This is a genomic window from Actinoplanes sp. HUAS TT8, assembly GCF_051380535.1.
Lineage (GTDB): Bacteria > Actinomycetota > Actinomycetes > Mycobacteriales > Micromonosporaceae > Actinoplanes.
Window position 1 is genome coordinate 5,285,985 of record NZ_CP195646.1, and the last position, 20,565, is coordinate 5,306,549.

14 protein-coding genes are annotated in these 20,565 nt (G+C 65.8%); 7 read left to right on the forward strand and 7 right to left on the reverse strand.

The window, feature by feature from the left end:
* Window positions 1-183 precede the first annotated feature (183 nt).
* The gene (locus ACSHV8_RS23655; RefSeq protein ID WP_436535937.1) at window positions 184-1,641 is read right to left on the reverse strand and encodes a cryptochrome/photolyase family protein; all 1,458 of its coding nucleotides are present in this window, start codon (window positions 1,639-1,641) and stop codon (window positions 184-186) included.
* A 434-nt stretch (window positions 1,642-2,075) separates the two neighbouring features.
* Here ACSHV8_RS23655 and ACSHV8_RS23660 point away from each other — a divergent pair, with 434 nt between their 5' ends.
* A complete protein-coding gene (locus tag ACSHV8_RS23660) occupies window positions 2,076-3,878 on the forward strand; it encodes an RICIN domain-containing protein (protein WP_436535938.1) in 1,803 nt (600 codons plus the stop codon).
* 24 nt (window positions 3,879-3,902) lie between these two features.
* Entirely contained in the window at window positions 3,903-5,372 is a 1,470-nt protein-coding gene (locus ACSHV8_RS23665; RefSeq protein ID WP_436535939.1) for an arabinofuranosidase catalytic domain-containing protein, read from the forward strand.
* Between the two features lie 84 nt (window positions 5,373-5,456).
* Here the strand turns inward: ACSHV8_RS23665 and ACSHV8_RS23670 are convergent, their stop codons facing one another.
* The 3 genes from ACSHV8_RS23670 to ACSHV8_RS23680 all read right to left on the reverse strand — a co-directional run bounded on the left by ACSHV8_RS23670 (window position 5,457) and on the right by ACSHV8_RS23680 (window position 11,309).
* Window positions 5,457-7,448 carry an Ig-like domain-containing protein gene (locus ACSHV8_RS23670; protein WP_436535940.1) on the reverse strand — a complete coding sequence of 664 codons (1,992 nt, stop codon included), beginning with the start codon at window positions 7,446-7,448 and terminating at the stop codon, window positions 5,457-5,459.
* A 153-nt stretch (window positions 7,449-7,601) separates the two neighbouring features.
* Window positions 7,602-9,938: a ricin-type beta-trefoil lectin domain protein gene (locus ACSHV8_RS23675; protein ID WP_436535941.1), complete on the reverse strand. Its 2,337-nt coding sequence runs from the start codon at window positions 9,936-9,938 to the stop codon at window positions 7,602-7,604.
* 417 nt (window positions 9,939-10,355) lie between these two features.
* Complete coding sequence (locus ACSHV8_RS23680) at window positions 10,356-11,309, reverse strand: aldo/keto reductase (RefSeq protein WP_436535942.1); 954 nt, start codon at window positions 11,307-11,309, stop codon at window positions 10,356-10,358.
* A gap of 99 nt (window positions 11,310-11,408) precedes the next feature.
* On the opposite strand from ACSHV8_RS23680, the gene ACSHV8_RS23685 reads away from it, so the two are divergent.
* Both ACSHV8_RS23685 and ACSHV8_RS23690 read left to right on the forward strand, forming a co-directional pair.
* The gene (locus ACSHV8_RS23685) at window positions 11,409-11,744 is read left to right on the forward strand and encodes a winged helix-turn-helix transcriptional regulator (protein ID WP_436535943.1); all 336 of its coding nucleotides are present in this window, start codon (window positions 11,409-11,411) and stop codon (window positions 11,742-11,744) included.
* A gap of 28 nt (window positions 11,745-11,772) precedes the next feature.
* Entirely contained in the window at window positions 11,773-12,249 is a 477-nt protein-coding gene (locus ACSHV8_RS23690; protein ID WP_436535944.1) for a MarR family winged helix-turn-helix transcriptional regulator, read from the forward strand.
* Window positions 12,250-12,255: 6 nt separating this feature from the next.
* Here the strand turns inward: ACSHV8_RS23690 and ACSHV8_RS23695 are convergent, their stop codons facing one another.
* On the reverse strand, window positions 12,256-12,762 hold the full coding sequence (locus ACSHV8_RS23695; RefSeq protein ID WP_436535945.1) for a GNAT family N-acetyltransferase: 507 nt from the start codon (window positions 12,760-12,762) through the stop codon (window positions 12,256-12,258).
* Window positions 12,763-12,817: 55 nt separating this feature from the next.
* Here ACSHV8_RS23695 and ACSHV8_RS23700 point away from each other — a divergent pair, with 55 nt between their 5' ends.
* Window positions 12,818-13,255 (forward strand): hypothetical protein, encoded by a 438-nt coding sequence (locus ACSHV8_RS23700; protein ID WP_436535946.1) that lies wholly within the window; start codon window positions 12,818-12,820, stop codon window positions 13,253-13,255.
* Between the two features lie 215 nt (window positions 13,256-13,470).
* Here ACSHV8_RS23700 and ACSHV8_RS23705 read toward each other — a convergent pair whose 3' ends face one another.
* Complete coding sequence (locus tag ACSHV8_RS23705) at window positions 13,471-14,334, reverse strand: PIN domain-containing protein (RefSeq protein WP_436535947.1); 864 nt, start codon at window positions 14,332-14,334, stop codon at window positions 13,471-13,473.
* Between the two features lie 554 nt (window positions 14,335-14,888).
* On the opposite strand from ACSHV8_RS23705, the gene ACSHV8_RS23710 reads away from it, so the two are divergent.
* Entirely contained in the window at window positions 14,889-18,596 is a 3,708-nt protein-coding gene (locus ACSHV8_RS23710; protein ID WP_436535948.1) for a KAP family P-loop NTPase fold protein, read from the forward strand.
* A 588-nt stretch (window positions 18,597-19,184) separates the two neighbouring features.
* On the opposite strand, the gene ACSHV8_RS23715 is transcribed toward ACSHV8_RS23710, so the two are convergent.
* Window positions 19,185-19,808 carry a hypothetical protein gene (locus tag ACSHV8_RS23715; RefSeq protein WP_436535949.1) on the reverse strand — a complete coding sequence of 208 codons (624 nt, stop codon included), beginning with the start codon at window positions 19,806-19,808 and terminating at the stop codon, window positions 19,185-19,187.
* Window positions 19,809-19,937: 129 nt separating this feature from the next.
* On the opposite strand from ACSHV8_RS23715, the gene ACSHV8_RS23720 reads away from it, so the two are divergent.
* A complete protein-coding gene (locus tag ACSHV8_RS23720; protein ID WP_436535950.1) occupies window positions 19,938-20,558 on the forward strand; it encodes a malonic semialdehyde reductase in 621 nt (206 codons plus the stop codon).
* The last annotated feature ends 7 nt before the right edge of the window (window positions 20,559-20,565 follow it).

Below are 20,565 nucleotides of genomic sequence, written 5' to 3' on the forward strand. Positions count from 1 at the left end.
CAAATGGATGCAAGCCATTGAACCGGTTGTGAGGAACGCCTTCGCCGCTACAGGTGCGGGCCTCCGACCAGCGGGACCGGCCATCTGTAACGCCACCGAAATACCAAGACGATTTCGTCATAGTTGGATTTGAGGACACCGGAAATAATGTTTTCCCTGCTCCCCACCCGACGACAGGTCCTCTCACGGGGCCCGGGAGCCGCGCGCCTTCTCCTGGTCGAGCAGGGCGCCCAGGTCGGCGAGCCGGTGCAGGCCGTGCAACGGCTGCCGCATCCGGTGGTTACCGGCCAGCGACTTCTCGTTGCGCGCCAGGAACGACCAGTAGCCGGCCGTGAACGGGCAGGCGTCGTCCCCGGTCCGCGACTTCGGGTTGTACCGGCAGCCCCGGCAGTAGTCGCTCATCCGGTCGATGTAGGCGCCGCCGGCCGCGTACGGCTTGGTGCTCATCCGCCCGGCGTCGGCAAACTGGCTCATGCCGATCACGTTGGCCGTCATCACCCACTCGTAGCCGTCCACGAATGATCGGTGGAACCAGTCGGCCACCGCCCCCGGCCGCCAGCCGCGCTGCATCGCGTAGTTGCCGAGCACCATCAGCCGTGGGATGTGATGCACCCAGCCCCGGTCGCGGACCCCGGCCAGCACGTCGGACAGGCAGCGCGCCCCGACCGCGTCGGCGTCCAGCGTCGCGAACCATTTCGGCAGCTCACGCCGGGCGCCCAGTTCGTTGGCGGCCCGGTAGTCGGGCTCGAAGTACCAGTACAGGTGCCAGACGAAGTCGCGCCAGCCGAGGATCTGGCGGATGAAACCCTCCGCGCCGGCCAAGGGAACACTGCCTTCCCGGTACGCCTTCTCGGCCCGCTCGATCACTTCGAGGGGATCCAGGAGTCCGAGGTTGATCGCCGGGCTGAGCAGGCTGTGCGCCATCAGCGGGTCACCGGCCAGCATGGCGTCCTCGTGCGGCCCGAACGCGGGCAGCCGGTGCGTGACGAAGTGCCGCAGCCGGGCCAGGGCCTCCTTGCGGGTCGCCGGGAACATCCGCGGGCCGTCGTTGCCGACGAACGTGATCCCGTCCTCCCGCTCCCACCGGTCCAGGTCGGCGCGGACCTGCTCGTCGATCTCGTCCTCGACGATCGCCGGTGGCTCCGGGACGTCGAGCCGCTGCACGCCCCGCGGCGGCGGCTCACGGTTGTCGGCGTCCAGGTTCCACCGCCCGCCGGCCGGTTCGGCGCCGTCCATCAGGATGTCGTGCCGCTCCCGCGCGAACCGGTAGAACTCCTCCAGCCGCAGGTGGTCCCGGCCGCGCGCCCAGGCCACGAAGTCCTCCGGCGCGGTGACGAACCCGCGCGGCGCCAGCATCTCCACCTCGGGCAGGCGCCGGACCAGGCCGCGCGCGGCCCGGGAGGTCGGATGGCACACGGTCAGCGGTTCGTCGACCGCCTGCGCGTACGTGTCCACGCGCGCGAGCCGGACGTCTCCCTCAAGCGCCCGGTGGCGCAGCGCGGACAGCACCAGGTGCGCCTTCTGCCGGTGAAAGGCCCGCCGCCGGAACACCGCTTTGGACTCCACCAGCAGGACCGGCTGATCGGGCGAGTCCAGGAAGTGCGGCCCGAGTTGATCGGCGAACAGCCAGCGACGACGCATGTCACCCATTCTGCTGCCCACAGCCGGTCCGCAGCGGGACGTTCCGACAGTCCTCGAAGGTGGCGTCGAACGGCGATCCTTTCCGGCAAGCCGCCATGAATGCGAATCGGTTCGAACCTGGAGCCGACGGCACGAGCGACGCCTTCCGGCACCATGAAACGCAGACTTAACGTCCCCGACGCATCGTTGACATCGGCTGCGGTCGCTGCCTATCCTGCGGTTGGCGAATCGATTCGACAGTTCCACGACAGCCGACCGAAATGCCGATCGTGACCATCGGCCACCGCGCCGCGGCACCTGTCGCTCACACCCCCGATCTTCCTTCTCGACGGCACAGGGCCCGCCCGCACCAGATGAACCGCCCCATCTCGCCCGGGACGAGCCGCCGGCTCCGCCCGTGACTCGTGCTGCCCTCTCCCCCCGACGGAGGCACCGTGAGATCCCTGCCCATTCGCCTGGCGGCCGGCCTGCTGGCCGCATTCGGTGTGCTGGCCGCTCCGGCCCCGGCCCAGGCCGACGACCAGAGCGACAGCGTGAACTTCGCCGCCACCGGCGCCGCCCCCACCTACCGGGCCTCCGGCTGGATCTACGGCATGACCGAGAACGGCTCCGCACCGGCCGACCACTTCTTCACCGACGTCAAGTTCCGGGCCATGCGGGCCGGCGGCGCCCAACTGCCGGGCGGCGGCTGGGTCGGCGGCGGGTACGACCGCCGGTGGAACGCCACCCGCGCCCAGATGCTGCGGACCAAGGCCCTCGGCGGCACGTTCGTCCTGCTCGCCCACGACCTGTGGGGCGCCGACGGTGCCGCCATCGCCCGCTTCCCGGGCGAAAACGGCGACTGGACCGACTACAACAACTTCCTGACCCGGGTGATCAGCGACGTGAAAGCGACAGGCGTCGCGGTCGAGTGGGACATCTGGAACGAGCCCAACATCAGCCTGTTCTGGAATCGCACCCAGGCCCAGTACTTCGAGCTCTGGCGGCGGACCTATCAGCGGCTGCGGGCCGACATACCGGGCACCCTGATCGTCGGTCCGAGCCTGGCCGGCGTGCCCAGCACCTCCGGCACCTGGTGGAACCAGTACCTCGACTACGTCAAGGCCAACGCCGCGGTGCCGGACATCGTCAGCTGGCACTCGTTGCCCGGCGACCCGGTCGCCAACGTCGCCGCCGCCGACACCACGCTCAACTCCCGCGGCATCGCGCACACCAGGCCGTACCAGATCAACGAGTACGGCGCCTCGGACGAGCAGAACCCGGGCGACGGCGCCTGGTACATCACCCGGCTCGAACGGGCCGGCGCCGACGGGCTGCGCGCCAACTGGGCCAGCGGCGGCAACCTGCACAACGACCTGGGCAACCTGCTGACCCACGACACGGCCGGTCAGTACCGGCCCAAGGGCGAATGGTGGGTGTACCGCTTCTACGCCCAGCAGAGCGGCACCACGGTCGCCACCACGGCCTCGGCCGGCTACGACGCGTACGCCACCAAGACCGCCGGTAACGCCAAGGTCCTGGTCGGCGGCGGCCGGACCACCGGCAACCTCACCGTCAACCTGCAGGCGCTGAACACCACCAGCGGTGTCGTCATCAACAACCAGGTTCGCGTACGGGTGCAGCGCATCCCCTCCAACAGCGGCGGCGCCGTCGCCGGCCCGACCACCGTCCAGGACCGTGTCGTCACCCTCACCGGCAACGCCACCTCGGTGACCGTCGCCAACAGCACGATCACCGACGCCTACACCGTCACCGTGCTGCCGCCCACCGACACGAGCTTCACCAGCGTCGCCGTGGCCCAGCACAGCGGGCAGTGCCTGGACAACACCGACCTGCGCACCACCGACGGCAACCAGCAGCAGCAGTTCCCGTGCGAGGGCGGCGACCAGCAGCAGTTCAGTTTCCGGCCGGTGGCCGGCGTCGCCGACACGTACACCGTGGTCAACCAGCAGAGCGGCAAATGCCTGGACGTCAACGGCGTGTCCACCGCCGACGGCGCCGCCGTGCAGCAGTGGCCCTGCCTCAGCGGCGCGACCAACCAGCAGTTCACCCTGCGCCGGGTCACCTACACCGGCAACGACCCGCACGACTATCAGCTCGTCGCCCGGCACAGCGGCAAGTGCGTCGACGTCAGCGGGGTCTCCACCGCGGCCCGAGCGGTGATCCACCAATGGACCTGCAACTCGCCGGCGCAGAGCAGTCCCCTCAATCAGAGCTGGCGACTGCTCGGCCGCTGACCTCTACCGCTGAAGGAGATCGCCATGACTCATCGATCGCTTCGCCTGGTGCTCGCCGCAGTCCTGGGCCTGCTGCTCACCGGTGCCGTGGTCAGCGCCGGGCCGAGCGCCGCGGTGGCCGCGACCGTCGGCACACCCACCCGGGTCGTCGGCGGCCAGTCCGGCCGCTGCCTGGACGTACCGGGCTCCGCCACCACCAACGGCCTACCGACGCAGCTGTACGACTGCTCCGGCACCACCGGTCAGGCTTGGACCTACACCAATACAAAGCAACTGATCGTGTACGGGACCAAGTGCCTGGACGCCTCCGGGCAGGGCACCGCCAACGGCACCGCCGTCGTCATCTGGGACTGCAACGGCCAGGCCAACCAGCAGTGGAACGTCAACACCAACGGCACCGTCACCGGCGTGCAGTCCGGCCTGTGCCTGGACGCCAACGCGGCCGGCACCGCCAACGGCACCAGGATCATCCTGTGGGCCTGCAACGGTCAGGCCAACCAGCAGTGGGCCCAGGTCACCCCGGGCGGCAGCACCGGGGGGACCTGCGACATCTACGCCGCCGGCGGCACGCCCTGCGTAGCGGCCCACAGCACGGTACGAGCGCTCTACAGCTCCTACCGAGGCAACCTCTACCAGGTCCGGCGCAGCTCCGACAGCGCCACCCGCAACATCGGTGTCCTCACCGCGGGCACGGCCGACGCCGCGAGCCAGGACTCCTTCTGCGCCGGCACCACCTGCGTGATCACCGTCCTCTACGACCAGTCGGGGCACGGCAACGACCTGTGGTACCAGGGGTCGTCGGTCGTGCCCGGTTCGCCGCAGAGCAAACCGGCGCTCGCCACGACCGAATCGCTGACCGTCGGTGGTGCCAAGGCCTATTCGCTCTACGTCAACCCGGGCAACAGTTACTGGCGCGACGGTCACCTGACCGGTGTGCCGACCGGCAGCGCGCCCGAAGGCATGTACATGGTCACCAGCGGCACCCACGTCAACAGCGGCTGCTGCTTCGACTACGGCAACAGTGAGACCACCCGCAAGGCCGACGCGGCCGGTGCCATGGACGCGATCTACTTCGGCACCAGCTGCTGGTTCGGCGGCTGCTCGGGATCCGGGCCGTGGGTGCAGGCCGATCTGGAGTGGGGCCTGTTCCCCGGCGGCAGCAGCACCTGGAACACCAACCAGCGCGCCTTCACCAGCAAGTTCGTGACCGCGACCCTGAAGAACAACGGCACCTCCCGATTCGCGATCAAGGGCAGCAACGCCCAGAGCGGCAGCCTTTACACGCTGTGGGACGGCTCGCTGCCCTCCGGCTACAGCCCGATGCGCAAGCAGGGCGCGATCGTGCTCGGCAGCGGCGGCGACTGCTGCAAACCCGACGGCGGCGCCAACCAGAGCGCCGGCACGTTCTACGAGGGCGCCATGGTCGCCGGTTACCCGTCGGACGCCACCGAGAACGCGGTCCAGGCCAACATCACGGCGGCGGGCTACCGCTGACGGGCGGGGCCGGTCGAGGAGACAGGTCCGCCGCGAGCACGACCGCGCCGAACACGTAGATGCACCACGGCGGACACTGTCGGTTCAGCGCCGATAGGTGAGCCGGTTGGTGGTGCGGACGTTGCCGGCGCGGTCGTAGGCGCGCAGTTGCACGGTGAACTGTTTGCCGTACCTGGCCGGGCGCAGGGCGAAGGCGTATCTGCTCGCGGCGGTGGCGACCGGCGTGCCGTTGACCAGCAGTTGGACCCGGGCGATGCCGTTGCGGTCGGTCGCGGTGGCGGTGAATGTGGTGGGCTTGGAGATCTTTGTGCCGTTCCTGGGTGCGGTGCGGAACGCCACGGTCGGTGGGGTGTTGTCGACGATCACGGTGCGCGAGGTGGTCGTCGGGTTGCCGCGGTTGTCGAACACGACCCAGGTGACGGTCCGGGAACCGTCCGCGCCGGAGGCCACCGTGGCCCGGGTGTACGAGCCGGGCAGCGCGGCCCGGTCCGGGCCGTCCAGGTAGGAACCGCTGATCCCGGCCGGATCGACAGCCTCGATGGCCGTGACGAACTGCCCGCCGCGTACCAGGGCACGGTCGCCGGGCGTGACCGTGACGGTCGGCCCGCTGTTGTCCGGGACGGCGTCCGGGGTCACTGCCGCGGGTGCCTTGCCCACCGCCGAGTTTCCGACGGTGGTCACGCTGACCACGCTGACGGTGTACGCGGTGCCGTTGTACAGCCCGGCGATCGTGCAGGTCGGGGCGCTGCTGCTGGTGCAGGTCTGATCGCCGGGCGCCACGAACGCGAGGTAGTGGACCGGTGTGCCGTCACCCAGGTCCGACGAGGGGGTCCAAGAGACCTGGATCTGCTGGTCGCCCGCGGTTGCGGTGACGGTGGCCGGCGGTTGTGGCCCGGCCGGCTTGACCCCGAGCGGCAGCACCTTCACCGGACTCAGTTGGTCGTCTCCTCCCCCGTTGCCCAACCGGCCGTCGTCGCCGCGGCCCCAGCAGTAGGCGGTGCCGTCGCCGGCCCGCCCGCAGGTGTGCAGGATCCCGGTGGTGAGCTCGGTGAACGCCACTCCGGCGGGCGCGTGCACCAGGGTGGGCACCGAGCGGCTCGTGGTGCTGCCGTCACCGACCTGGCCTCGGCCGCTGTTGCCCCAGCAGTACGCCCGCCCGCCGCGGGCCAGCCCGCAGGTGTGCATGTATCCGGCGGTGAGCTGGTTGAACGTCACCCAGGCGGGCATGGTGACCGGCACCGGGATCGTCCGAGGCCCGGTGTCTCCGACGCCCAGTTGACCGTCGGCGTTGTTGCCCCAGCAGTAGGCCTGGCCGTCGCCGCTGAGCCCGCAGGCATGGGTGATTCCGGTGGTGATCTGGGTGAACTTCACATCGGGTGGCATGGTGACCGGCGTCGGGCTCGGTCGGTCCACGGTGTCGCCGTCCCCGAGCTGGCCTCGGCCGCCGGTGCCCCAGCAGTATGCCCGGCCGGTGCGGGCCAGCCCGCAGGCGTAAACGGCTCCCACGGCAAGTTGCGTGAAGGTGACCCCGGCCGGGGCGATCATCTCCAACGGACCGAGTGTGCCCTCGGAGGCGCCGCTCGGCCGGCCGATGTTGGGAATACCCCAGCAGTACGCGATGCCGTCGCCGGTCAGCCCGCAGGTGTGGGAAACGCTCGCGGCCAGTTGCGTGAACGTCACCCCCGGCGGTGCGTTCACCGGCACCGGACTCGGCCGGGTCTGCTGGTCGCTGGTACCCAGCTGGCCCTGGGAGTTGCTGCCCCAGCAGTAGGCCCGGCCGTCGTCGCCCAGCCCGCAGGCGTGGGCGGCACCGGCGGCCAGCTGCACGAAGGTCACTCCGGTCGGCGCGTTGACCCGCACCGCGCCGCCGAACGGCGGCTCCGGGAGGTTGCCGTCACCTCGTTGACCGAAGTCGTCGCCGCCCCAGCAGTAGGTTTTGGTGTCGCTGCCCAGCACACAGCTGTAGGAGCCACCCGCGGCAACCCGTACGACCTGGACTGCCGGCGCGGCCGAGGCCGGCGCCGCGAACACCAGCAGCACCACGGCGGCCGCCATCGAGACGATCGTTCTCGGCACCCGGTCAGCAAATCACGGCCGGGCGGGCCCTCGTACGGTGTCTGCGGTTTCGCATCTGGCCCGCGACGTCGGCAGCTACGGTCACGCCCGGCAGAACAGCGAGTCGGTTCACCGCCCTCGCGGAGAACGTCGAGGGCGGTGAACCGGGGCCGGTCAGCGCAGGGACCACTGCTGGTTCGCACCGCCGTGGCAGGACCAGAGGTTCAGTTTGCTGCCGTTGGCGGTTCCCGCGCCGGTGACGTCCAGGCAGAGCCCGGACTGCACGCCGGTGACGGAGCCGTTGGTGTTGACGTTCCACTGCTGGTTGGCCTGGCCGTTGCAGTCCCAGATGATGACGGCGGTGCCGTTGGTGGCGCCCTGACCGGTGGCGTCCAGGCACTTCGTGCCGCCGTACGTGGTCAATTGTTTTCCGGAGGTGTAGGTCCAGCTCTGGTTGGCGGCGCCGGTGCAGTCCCACAGCTGGGTCGCGGTGCCGTTGGCGGTGGCCGCGCCCGCCACGTCCACGCATCGGCCGGACTGGGCCCCGACGATCTGTTTGCCCTGCGTGGTGCCGCCGTTCTGCGGGCCGGCCGACGACATCACGGCCTGGGCGCCGGACGGCCAGCTGCCGTTGGTGACGGTGACGTTGTTGTTCACCACGTTGCCCCGGTCGCCGTTGGTCACGTTGGTGGCGCTGTTGCTCGTCCAGTTGCCGGTGACGGTGAAGTTGCCCATGTTCTCGCCGCCCCAGTAGTTGGCGGTCGCCCAGGTGCCGATTGCGGAGAACACGTTGCCGCTGGCCGTGTAGTACTTGGAGCCCTCGTCGAAGTACAGGCCGAACCAGCCGTTGGTCCGCAGGCAGTAGTTCCCGCTGATCACGGCGCCCGGATTCCACGACAGCGTGTAGAGGCATCCGCCGTCGGTCGTCTGCTGCATCACGTCGTGGATGTAGTTGCCGATGACCCGGTTGTTGGCCGCGGTGGTCGCCGTGGTGTAGCGCGGCTGGTAGTTGTAGAGGCCGCGGTTGGTGTACTGGGTGCTGCCGCCGGGCTCGTTCGCGCCCCAGCCGAAACCGACCGACATCCCGGTGTACGGCATGTTGTAGACCTCGTTGTGCGACAGCGTGGCGTTGGTGACGTACGTGGTCAGGACCGAGACGTTGCCCCGATGTTCCAGGCCGAGGTCGTGGATGCGGTTGTTGCTGATCGTGATGTCCCGGTTGACCATCCGGGAGTCGCCGGGGTGATGCGCGTCGGCCCGCACCCCGCCGACGACGATGCCGCCGGCCGTGCTGCGGGCGATCTCCGACCCGGTGACGGTGATGTTGCTGGCGCCCAGGCCGACCCCGCTGGTGTGGGCGTTGGCGTCGTTGCCGATGCCGATGGCCATCTGTCCGAGGTTGACGAACTGGGAGCCGCTGAAGGTGATGTGGTTGGCCGCGGAGATCTGCACGGCGGCGGGCATCTGGTTCCAGTTCGGGCGGGTGGCCTCGAACTGGGTGCAGCCCTCCTGGCAGGCGGTCAGCGCCGGCCAGTTCCAGGTGCCGGTCACGTACGCACCGGTCTGCTGGTCGGCGTAGCCCTGGCTGCTGCTGGGGCCCAGCCAGCTCGTCCCGGTGAAGGTGATCCCGGTGAACGTGACGTCGTGCGCGGGGGCGTCGTAGGTGCCGCCCACGTTCACCAGCGATTGCAGGGCCGGCAGTTCCACGTCGGCGGTGCTCATGCTCTGACCGGTCGGCGGGATGTAGTAGAGCGCGCCGGTCCCCCGGTTCAGGTACCACTCGCCGGGCGAGTCCAGGAACTCGTACGCGTTGGTGAGGTACAGCGGGCCGGCTCGGTGCGGGCTGGTGAAGGTGTCGTAGCCGAAGGTGTTGTTGTTCCACCCCGGCTGCTGCATGGTGATGAAGTTGCCGCTGATGGCCTGCACCGACACGTACCGGTCGGTGAACGAGCCGATGCTCTCCATCTGGATCCGGCTCTGGTCGGCCAGGTTGTTCAGGTAGGACAGCGCGCTGTTGCTGAACCTCAGGCCGCTGCTGGTGGCGGTGAAGTCCGACCGGTTCACCGCGGTCCGGGCCCGGGTCGCGACCGCCCCGTTGACGTAGAGCTGGCGGGTGTCGGTCCCGGCGCCCACATCGGCGCGCCAGATGTTGCGGCCGCTGTCGGCCAGGGTCCAGCCGGTGACCGTCCGCGCGCCGCTGATCGCCGGATGGGCCGACGGCGCGGCCTGCCACGACACGGTGTGCCCGTTGGAGCCGGAGTCCTCGGCGGTCAGCCGCAGCGGCGCGGACAGGCGGTAGGTGCCGTCGGCCAGCTGCACCACGATGTCGTCGGACATCGCGTCGTTCAGTGCCCGCACCGCGGCCTGCGCGCCGGCCAGTGAGCACGGCTGGGCGCTGGAGCAGCTCGTGCCCGAGCCGGTGGGTGAAGCGTAGACGGTGGTGGACGCGGCCCGGGCCGGTGAGGCCACGAACGCGGTGGCCAGGACGGCCAGGCCGGCCGCCGCGGTCATGGCTGAAAGCCGTCTTCGCGACGGCGACACTCCGAATGTCAGCGGCGAGTCTTTGCGCACCGTCTGTCTCCTTCTGCCCGGCGCCGATGGCTGGACGGGTCCCTCCGGGCACCGGGCAGTGAGGTGCGGGCCGGCGCTCCGACGAGGCACCGAATGGTCAAAGCCTCGATGCACTTCGATTGGTATGACGTATCATCTCTGATTTTTCGTCATCGCAACAGGCCGGACATCCACAATTTTCGAACGGTGCGCCCCGGATTCCGTGGCGCCACATTTTGCCTGGCCAAGGCCGCTCTGCGGTCGCGCGCCGAGTCCGTACCCAAGGAGGGTTTATTTCGATGATCAAGTGCCTCGAAAGTGTTATGTGGAATGCAATCGGGAAGTCGGAGGCGTCACTCGAAGAAATGAGCCGGCCGGTCAGCCGAACAGGTCGTCGAGGCGCTCCTGCAGGGTGGGCGTCCAGGTGAGCCGGGTGGACTCGTGGATGCCCAGCCAGTGGGAGTCCTTGCTCGGGCCGACGATCGGTGCGGTCACCACGGGGTGGTTGATCAGCCAGGCCAGCGCGAGCCCGGCCGGGGTGACGTCGTGCTCCTCGGCCAGGCGGTCGAACTCGCGGACCCGGGCCATCACCGCGTCGTCGCCGAGCAGGCCGCCGGCCCGGGGGCTGGTGCTGGCGCGGCTGCCGTGCTCCGGGCGCTCGCCGCGGCTGTAGCGGCCGGCCAGCACGCCGTTGGCCAGCGGCGAATACGGCGTGTAGGCCAGGTTCTGCGACGCGACGATCGGGAGCACGCCCTTGTCGTCGTCGCGGGCGACCAGCGAGTACTGGTTCTGGATCAGCTCGGGGCGGGCCAGTCCGAGACGGTCGGCGGTGTCCAGGGCAGTCGTGAGGGCGGCCTCGTCGACGTTGGACAGTCCGTACGCGCGAATGGTGCCTTTCTCGACGGCGGAGCTGAAGACGGGCAGCGACTCGGACCACGGCGTGCCGGGGTCGACCTGGTGGGCCAGGTACAGGTCGACGCGGCCGAGGACCTCGATGCTGTGGTCGAGCTGCCGGCGGATCCGCTCGGGCGACAGGTCCGGGCCGTCGGGGGTGACGCCGGTCTTGGACTGGATGAGCACGCTCGCGCCGGGGTGCGCCCGGTTCCAGGCGCCGAGGATGCGCTCGCTGGCGCCGCCGGCGTAGATGTCGGCGGTGTCGAGGATCTTGAAGCCCTCCCCGATCGCCCGGTCGACGAGCCGGTGCCCGTCGGTCTCGGACAACCCGATGCCGGGGCCGGTGATCCCGGCGATGCCGCCGAGGCCTCCGGCGCCGAGCACGAAACGACCGATTTGGGTACGGCGTTCTGCGGCTGTCGATCCGATCCAGGTCATGTGCCCACCTCTTCCCGTTATCGGTCCGATTTTCGGACCTACCCACCCTCGCACCGTAGCAGGGTCAGTCCGGAAATCGAACCGAGCTAGAGTGGTGTTGTGGGTAAAGACACCGAGCCGACGCCGCGCGTGTGCTCGATCGCCGACGCGCTCGACGTGGTCGGCGACCGGTACGCGCTGCTGATCCTGCGCGAGATCGGCTTCGGGGTCCGACGGTTCAGCGACATCCGCGGCCGAACCGGCGCACCCCGCGACACCCTGACCAACCGGCTGCGCGACCTGGAGACCGCCGGCGTCATCGAGCGCCGCCGCTACAGCGAACACCCGCCGCGCGACGAGTACTACTTCACCGCGGCCGGCGAGGCCATCACCCCGGTGCTGGGCGCGCTCCGCGAGTGGGGTGAACGGTTCGCCCCGAGGTCATCCGATGGTTAACGCATCAACCATTGGTAGGCTCGGGGACGTGACCGAGCCGCGGTGGTTGACCGAGCAGGAACAACAGGCGTGGCGCGGCCTCATGGCGATGGAGGAGAGCCTGGCCGCCTTCATCGACCGTCGCCTGCGCATCGGCTGCGGCCTGTCGCACGCCGACTACCAGGTCCTGGCCCACCTGTCCGAGGCGCCCGGCGGGCAACTGCGCTCGTTCGAACTCGGGGATCTGCTGCGCTGGGAGAAGAGCCGGCTGTCGCAGCACCTGTCCCGCATGCAGACCCGCGGCCTGGTCGTGCGGGAACGATCCCAGGCCGACCAGCGCGGCGCCGTCGTCACCATCACCGAGCAGGGCACCGACCTGATCGCCGCCGCGGCCCGGCAGCACGTCGCCGACGCGCGCGACGCGGTCATCGACCAGCTCACCGCGGCCGAACTGAAAACCCTGACCACGATCACCGATAAGGTACGGCGTCGGCTCGCCACCCTGGATCCGGCCGCCCGCGCCTGATCCCCCTCATGCGAGCTCCTTGCGGAAGACGAGAGCGCGGCGGCGGTAGTTCATCCGCTCGTAGAACGGCACCGAGGTCGGGCTGTGCAAGTAGGTGTCGAGAGAGATCGTGGCGGCGTGATGGTCGGTGGCCCAGGCTTCGGCTGCGTTGATCAGGGCGGTGCCGACACCGCTGCGCCGGTGTGATGCGGCGACGGCCAGGATCTGGACGAAGACGCGGGGGCGGGACAGGTCGCGCAGCAGTTCGTGCTCCGGGTGGGAGGCGGGCTCGTGGAGGCGGGCGACGAGCAGGCCGGCGATGCCGTCGTCGGCCTCGGCGACGAGATGGAGCGCTGTGGCGTCGGCTTCGGCGGCGGTGATGTCCTGCTCGAACGAGTCGGCCAGGCCGGTCGGGCTCGGGACCTGGAACGTCGCCGGGTCGAGCTGGTGGTAGTAGCGGCCGATGTCGATCCAGACTGCGGCGCAGCCTTCGCCGTCGCCCGGTCGCGACGGGCGGATACGAAGTTCAGCCATAGTGGTGCCTGCCTTCGCGGTGACTGCCGATCATGCCGGCATAGATACTGACCTCATGTCGGAACCGCTGCCGCCCGCTGCCGCGTACCGCGAACAGGCGATGGCATCTTTACATGCCGGCGACGGACTCGGCGCCTACCGCTGGGCCAAGGGCTGGATCGGGGCAGGTGGAGGCCTGCACATCGACCCCTGGTTGGTCTACGTGGCGAGCGACCTGCTGCGTGGTCAACCGCGCAACGCCATCCACGCCGTCGACCTCGCCATCGGCGGGTGGTTGCCTGGCCGGCAGGACCGGGCCGTGATGCTGTACGTCCGCGGCATCATCGTGTTTCGCCGCCTCGACGACCCGAGGACCGCGCTTCGCGATCTGGAGCCGGCACGATCGCACCTACCGGGCTGGTTGGCGCCCTTGACGGATTCTGAGATCGAAGACCGCAGTCGATCTATTGGCACAAACGTGCGCCGAGCTGTGAAAACGCTCGCCGCGATCTGACAGCGTTCCGCTACGTTTGCGACCCTCGTGCGGACTGATTGCGGACTCTTCGATCTTGGTTGCGCCTGCCCGCGCACCGCCCGCCCCGCACCCCCGCCGACGCTGGCCGCCAGTGCCGGCGTTCAGCAACCCACCGCGCCCACCCCATTCGGTGGCAAGCCGCGAAGCGGCGCGGCAGCTGCTCGGCCCGGTTACCGCGGACCCGTCCGGCCAGATCAGGTTCGGGCGTCGTCGACCGCCGTCAACGTCGGCTCCGTAGCGGGCGACCTCGTAGAAGGCTCCGGCTCAAGGGATAGGCGCCACCTCTGAGACAGCGCCTGCACGGGGATCTTCCTGCTAATCCCTCGCACTCGCATACCGCGATCACCAGACACAACTCGAACGACGCCGCCACAAACTTGCTGCACGAACTCCGCGCGGTTCAAGATCTCGTGGTCAGCGTCAGTGAGCCGGCGATGGCCCGATGGGTCGGGCAGGATTTCTAGACTTACGCCTTCTCGCACCTCCGAGGCACTGCTCACCGCCAGCTCCAAATGCTGGTCGAGAAGCCTCAGGCGCTTCTCGGCTCGGCCCGCTAGCTGCTTGCTCGACGCATAGGTCTTGGCATCAAGCTCGTCGAGCACCAGCAGAGGGATCACGAGACGGATTTGCTTGGCCTCGAATTCCTTATGCCAATCGACCTCGTTAACCGGCCGGTTGTGCATGATCGTGTTCGTGTCGAGCACCAGGATCTCGCCTTGCCGACCAGCAAGCGATCTGAACCCCGACAAAGCGCCGATCACCTCTCGCAACATCATTTGCTGCGCGTCAAGCTCCTCATGGAAGACGCCCGGGCCCACCGCCAGGTCCTCCGCCTGGCCGTTGGCTCGTAAGTACCAGTGGCGAGGCGAGTGGAGAAGCTCCAGAACCTCCGTGTCAGAAAATATGGAGCGGAACTGACGTTCTGACTCTCGGACCCACTCCAGGTACTTCATCAGCAGGTACTGGCGAGGCGCGCTACGCGTGTTCCCCGCCTCGCGCACGCGATCTTCCAGTACCTGAATTGCCCGCTCAACGCTCTGTCCCTGACGCAGCAACATGCGCGACAGCATCTTCCATCTCGGGCTGGCCCGCAAAGCCATAACACCCTGAGCGTTCTGTCAGACCTTGCACGAGGTGGCCGGCGTGCCGGCCGAAGCCGGCCGAAGGCCGCCAGCATGCCGAGCGCGGCCAGCCCGCGCCGCGCTCGCGCGGCGCATTGATCCAAGAAAGCCCAATTCGGCATTACGTCTAGACTACGCAATTTTGGGCCGGTCAGAGGGGTTGCATCACGTAAATACCAAAGGAGCACACGAAATTCTAAATAACGCACTCTCGGCGCGACGATCGATCGCCCCGCAGAAATACTCAGCAGGCTGCCTAAACACTCCCCGCCCCGGACTATGCAACCTTCCGCAGTGACCTGCGGCGTCACATCTCGCAACTTCGGCACAGCATCTTCCTCACTCTGCGCAATGCTTCAACTACGCTAAGGCGCGATCACATGCCCTCAAAGAGATCACCTTGACAAACCACCAAGGCATTGAAGGAGAATGTCAATCCGCAGAGAATGACGTCTCTGCAAAATTTCTTTTAGAGAAGGCACCGCGACGACATGGCCAAAGTCGACCCAAGACGACTGTTGCATGCGGGAGACCTCGTCGAGGACCGTGAGGTTGCCGACGTCGGCAGTGATCAACTATCCCACGCACAGATCGCTGACCAACTTGGCGAACTTGTCCGCATGGTTCCAGCCCCGTCAAACGTCGCCCTCTACGGACCATGGGGCTCAGGCAAGAGCGGGATCGGGAACCTCCTGCGCGACGCAATCGACGGCACTAACGGCATACGCTTTGTGCGATTTGATGCATTCAAATACGCCGAGACACCGTTGCGCCGGAACTTTGTCTCGGCTATCGCAACCGAGCTTAAGATAACCGATGACGCATTTCATGACGCACTTTACTCGGGCCATTCCCGTACCGAAGTCAAGGTACCCGCGGCAAAAATCCTGAAAATTATGGGCGTGTTCGCAACCTTGGTTGCCGGGATGTCGACGATCCTTGTGGGGATCGTGGCCATGATCGCACTCTTTCAGAATGGACCATACGGTTCAGACTTTTCCACCATGTGCCGAACTGCAGTAACCGCAGGCCTACTGCCAGTAGCATTGTTATCCGCCTTGGTTACGCTAGCCAACAAGACTTTGCAGGTTGATAGAAGCATTGGCAAACCAGATAGCGACGAACAATTCGAGAAGATTTTCAAGAAACTTGTTGTTCGGTCGAAGGCGAAGCGTTTAGTTATTTTTGTCGACGAGCTGGATCGGTGCGCTGCGGACGAAGTTGTGGCAACGCTCGACGCCATCCGAACCTTTCTTGGCGTCGAGCTATGCGTATTTGTGATTGCCGCAGATCAGCGAGTATTAGAGGAAAGCCTGACGCGAGCAGCAAGGCAGGAAACACCGTCTGACGAGATCAACCCTTACTACAGCACAGGTAGCGCCTATCTAGACAAGGTTTTCCAATACCAGGTTAGCCTTCCTCCGCTCATGTCACAGCGAGTCACAAGATTCGCAGCAGATACTGTCAAAAACCGGCCTGGCCTGTGGTCTGACATTAATAGCGACTATGTTGTGTCCGTGTTGGTGCCGACCCACGTCACCAGTCCAAGACGGGTCAAGCACCTAATAAATACATTTGCCCTCACCTACCGGCTTGCGCAAGATAGATATCGACTAGGGCTTCTTGCCGAAGATCCGCGGGTAACCGCAGCCGCTGTTGCAAAGCTAGTTTGTCTACGCGTTGAATTTCCCCTCTTTGCACGTGACCTTGAAATTGACTTTCGCTTACCGGAAATGGTTATAAGGATCGCCGGCGATACCACCGTAGGATTTGATAGTTCCTACTCGGATCAGGCCGTGGAGCGGGCGCGAGCATACGGCGTGTCCCGAGCTACGCCAGCCATGGTGGTGCTTAATACCGAAGACAACAAAGACGACGAAGACGCGGCACGCCGGGTGGGTGCGCAGAGCAACCGCCAGCTGCTGGACTACCTTCGACGCACGAAAACCATCCCCGGACCTAGTCGTGACCTTATCTTCATGCACAGCGGAGGAACAGCATTTGGCTTGGACGGGCAGACTGCGCTCGCGATCGAAGCCGCAGCTGAGAACGCCGATATGGAAGCAGTCACGCACAGACTTGACGGAGCCGATCAACAATCCATCTTGGGAATTGTGCAGCTTCTCAACCACATAATCCGCACGGGCATTGGTGTAGGTGGTCCGAACGCTGCCCGAACGCTACTTGAGGTCTACCAAAATCGTCCCGCGTTGCCAGTTGAGAGTATCGCCGACTCGGCGAGCGAGATGATAACCATATTCATCGAGACCGACCCCGAATTAATCAACAGTGACACGATTGATGCGGCTTGGCAGCTGGCCGGCCTAGGCAAGGAAGCTGGGGCACTTCGGCTCCGCGACTCAGTCTTAGCCATCGCAGCCACAGAAGAGCACGACCTAGATGCCTCGTTCGTACTACGCAACCCGACGCCCGCATTGACAAGCAATCCGGACGTCTTAGCACGTTTAATCGCTCGTGAGATTGTCCGCGATGGTGGCGAGAGTTCCATTGATTTGCTTCGCGAATTAGACGAATCCACGGCGTTAGCAGTCATCAACACTTCGTCACAGGACATTGCCAACTACCTTAGTGCGGCCATAGACGCCAGAAACGAATTCCTCGAAGGGCATTCCGTAGCCGCCTCCCAACCTCCGACGACCAGCCAGACAGGCCGTTCCACGCAGCTGGAAGTTGATGAGCCGTTCGATCCCGATCCAATCCTGAACGCTTTACAAAAATATGCTCTGGACTGGGCAAGTAACTCCGGTAATCTGAGTCACGCATTGGCACTCATTCTGCTACGCGTAGACAGGAGGGTTGGCCGGGATAAGGTCGATTTAATTTTGGCTCACATCCCGGCCGCAACGAACTTTGAAGTCGTCGACGCCTTATTGACGGCGACAACCAGAAGAGTTCTTCCTTTGTGGCATCGCTGGTTATCTGCGATCGCTCCCGACTCCATCACCGACCGTCATGCGGCATCAATTCGCCGCCTTGCCATGAAATTGTGGGCCAACGCGAAAGATAACGATGTTGACCTTGAAGATATCGAGACCGCCGCAAGCGCTGTAGCCGGCATTATTGATCAACTGCCACAAGGCCTACGTCCGGATCTGACAAGCATTGCAATATCCGATGTGGCCGAGGCCGCGTGGAACAACGATCTCGCTGCCAAGAGGACGGTACTGTATCGCAACGTGCGCAAATTTGCCGATCTCACGCTACTGAAACCCGCCCCCGTATATCGTGAAGCTCTCACAACGCTCAGTGAGACATTTGAGAACCTCCCAAGCAGCATAGCCGCGGATAGCCCCCTTGGGCGCTACCTTCTCGGGGACGTGATCGACATTGTTCGTACCGGAAATCCGGGTAACGAGGACGCTCCGGTGTTGATCAAAAACGCTCTTACACAGCTCAACGCAAACTCGCCAGCACATGAACCATTTTCGACCAACCTTATGCTCCAACTAATCGGCGCATCAGGGATCTCTCCCAATGATTTCGAGTCGATGCCTGTCGTTGATGACATGATCGACGTAATTAACGGCCACGGCATCGGCGCGACAGCAGCCGCTGAAGAATGGCTCGCGATAGCAAAGCCAGACACGGACGAGCTGGCTAGACTCTTCGCAACGCTGAGAAATAATAATGCCCTCACTAGAAAGGTAGCCGTAGCGGCGGTAAGTGCCCGCAGCCATTGGGCTCGCCAGCAACGCCTCGACTTTCTCCGAGCCCACATATCTGAACCAGACTCCAGCGCCCCCACAGTTGATGAAGCCATAATGATTGGACTGACTGATGTAGACGACAATGACGTAACAGATCTCATCATCGAACGATTCCAGAAATGCACGAACAACTCTCAGCGAAAAACCGCTGTTCGAGTATTGGCACAGGCCCGAATCAACGATGCCAACAGCCGCAGAAGATTAATTGAAGAGATGGTCCTTCCGATGCTTAATCCGGCTGGGGCAAGTCCTCAGGCCGGCCTTACCGAGATCGCCCTAGACACCCTATTCCAAATCGGTCCACCGTTGCCTCATGGAGTGAAAAAGGCACTCGGTGAAGCCGCCAAGAGAGCAGTATCGGGTAGCGAGTCACTTGAAAGGAAGGCCCTAAAAGTGCTCAGTCCGTTAGGATACCCGGTCGAACAGAGTGGCTGGTTCTTCAGGAAGAAGAAGGTCAAATATACCGACTGAATAAACAGCTCTAGTTATGTCCGCGCCGCATAGGTCTTCGGCGGACACCGCCAGAATCAGCGTCGCGAGTTGGTCCGCGTGCATCCCGGTCATACGCTCACTACGCGGCGGTCGTCCACCGAGGTTCTTCTGAGTCCACACAACCCAGGCGAACCCTCACCGGACGACCGCCGTTACGCATCGTCACCCTGACGCGGGACCGCAAGAAAGCAACCACCACGTTCTGAATAGGGCTCCCGCAGTAATAGTTTTTGTCTTAACAATTGCGTAGACCGACCTCTTGCAATGGGCAAAGAGCTGCGCCCTCATTTCGTCAGCAGAATATGCCGATCCGAGCCAGGTCGACCGCCGGCGCAAGCCATGAAAAGGTGGGGCGCCTTGGACGGGCCTTCATGATGCCCGCATACGGGGTCAACGGCGCAGGTCATCTCTGATCCGGTAGGCCGACTGATCTGGGCCTCCGCCTCGCGACCGGGCTCGACCCATGACCTGACCGCGACCCACGCCGGGTCACCGCGATCGTGCAAGCCATCCTCGTTCTGCACAAGATCGAGAACCCGGCCTGCTCGGTTAGAAAGGGCTCGCTGATCAGTCCTGGTCGTCGGGCACCAGCTCGACAGCGCCCGGGTATTTGTCGGGGAAGAAGCCCCAGTACGAGGTCGTCAGCGCCCCCGTCGGCAACCCGAGAGCCTCAAGGATTTCGTAGTGCCGGTCCTCGGCCATGGCGAACGCGTCGGAGTCTTGGCCGCGCAGGGCGGCGGCGATGGCGTTCAGGTCGGGTGGGCCGACCGCGAACGGGGCGAACGCTTGCGGGTCGTTGCCTCGCGGGCCTTTCGGGAACTTGTGGTCGGCCGGGTAGACGACGCCGTCCAGCTTCGCGACCATCTCGTCGTCCTCCTCGCACCACTCCACCAGCATGTCTGTCCTGGAGTCGTAGGAGTGGATCTGCCGGCCGTCGCGGATCACGTAGCAGCGGACCAGGTCCGAGTCGAAGACGTACGTGGCCAGTGTCATGCAGTTGAGGGCCGCACTCAGTTCCGCGCCGATCCGGCCGACCGGAGCGGTGTCCGAGTTCTCGCCCGGCGGGGGCAGCACCGCCACCCGGTTCTCGGTCAGCGGCACCACGAACCCGACGACCCCGAGGTCGCACAGCGCGTCCAAGGTGGCGTCAAAATCCGCGGCGACCAGCAGCGTCTCGTATGTCGTCCCCATGAGCAGCGAACCTTAGACGGTCTTCATGACCAACACGACCCCGTGGGAGGCGCGGCTCACTTTTTGGTTGATGTGTTAACCAGATCGGCCTAGGATTTGGTTAACACATAAACCGAATCGAGGATCGCCGTGACCGCCGCACCGCACTGCAGCACCCCGCTGGACCGCCTGGACGAGCAGGCCAAGCACACCCTGTTCACCGGCGCCCGCACCGCCAACACGTTCACCACGACACCGGTGACCGACGCCGAGCTGAGCGCGATCTGGGAACTGACCAGGTGGGCGCCGACCTCGGCCAACACGCAGCCGCTGCGGGTCCTGTTCGTGCGCCCCGGCGAGGGCCGCGACCACCTGGTCAAGCACATGAACGAGGGCAACCGCGCCAAGACGGCCGCAGCTCCGGCGGTCGCCGTCCTGGCCCTCGACACCCGCTTCCACGAGCACATCCCGGCCGTTCTCCCGTTCAAGCCGGAGCTGAAGAACGTCTTCGCCGGGAACGACGACCTGCGCGCCGGAACGGCTTCGTTCAACGCGACCTTGCAGGCCGGCTACTTCATCCTCGCCGTCCGCGCCCAGGGTTTGGCCGCCGGGCCGATGGGCGGCTTCGACGCCGCGGGCGTGGACGCCGAGTTCTTCCCGGACGGCCGGCTCCACTCGATCCTGGTGGTCAACATCGGACACCCCGGCCCGGACGCCTGGTTCGACCGCCTCCCCCGCCTGAGCCACGACGACGTCGTGCACTGGGCCTGAGCCCGGA

What these genes read in the sequence shown, in the direction of transcription:
- ACSHV8_RS23655 (WP_436535937.1), bottom strand. Translation starts at nt 1,641, where the DNA reads ATGCGTCGTCGCTGGCTGTTCGCCGATCAACTCGGGCCGCACTTCCTG.
- ACSHV8_RS23665 (WP_436535939.1), top strand. Translation starts at nt 3,903, where the DNA reads ATGACTCATCGATCGCTTCGCCTGGTGCTCGCCGCAGTCCTGGGCCTG.
- ACSHV8_RS23675 (WP_436535941.1), bottom strand. Translation starts at nt 9,938, where the DNA reads ATGACCGCGGCGGCCGGCCTGGCCGTCCTGGCCACCGCGTTCGTGGCC.
- ACSHV8_RS23680 (WP_436535942.1), bottom strand. Translation starts at nt 11,309, where the DNA reads ATGACCTGGATCGGATCGACAGCCGCAGAACGCCGTACCCAAATCGGT.
- ACSHV8_RS23695 (WP_436535945.1), bottom strand. Translation starts at nt 12,762, where the DNA reads ATGGCTGAACTTCGTATCCGCCCGTCGCGACCGGGCGACGGCGAAGGC.
- ACSHV8_RS23700 (WP_436535946.1), top strand. Translation starts at nt 12,818, where the DNA reads ATGTCGGAACCGCTGCCGCCCGCTGCCGCGTACCGCGAACAGGCGATG.
- ACSHV8_RS23705 (WP_436535947.1), bottom strand. Translation starts at nt 14,334, where the DNA reads ATGTTGCTGCGTCAGGGACAGAGCGTTGAGCGGGCAATTCAGGTACTG.
- ACSHV8_RS23710 (WP_436535948.1), top strand. Translation starts at nt 14,889, where the DNA reads ATGGCCAAAGTCGACCCAAGACGACTGTTGCATGCGGGAGACCTCGTC.
- ACSHV8_RS23715 (WP_436535949.1), bottom strand. Translation starts at nt 19,808, where the DNA reads ATGGGGACGACATACGAGACGCTGCTGGTCGCCGCGGATTTTGACGCC.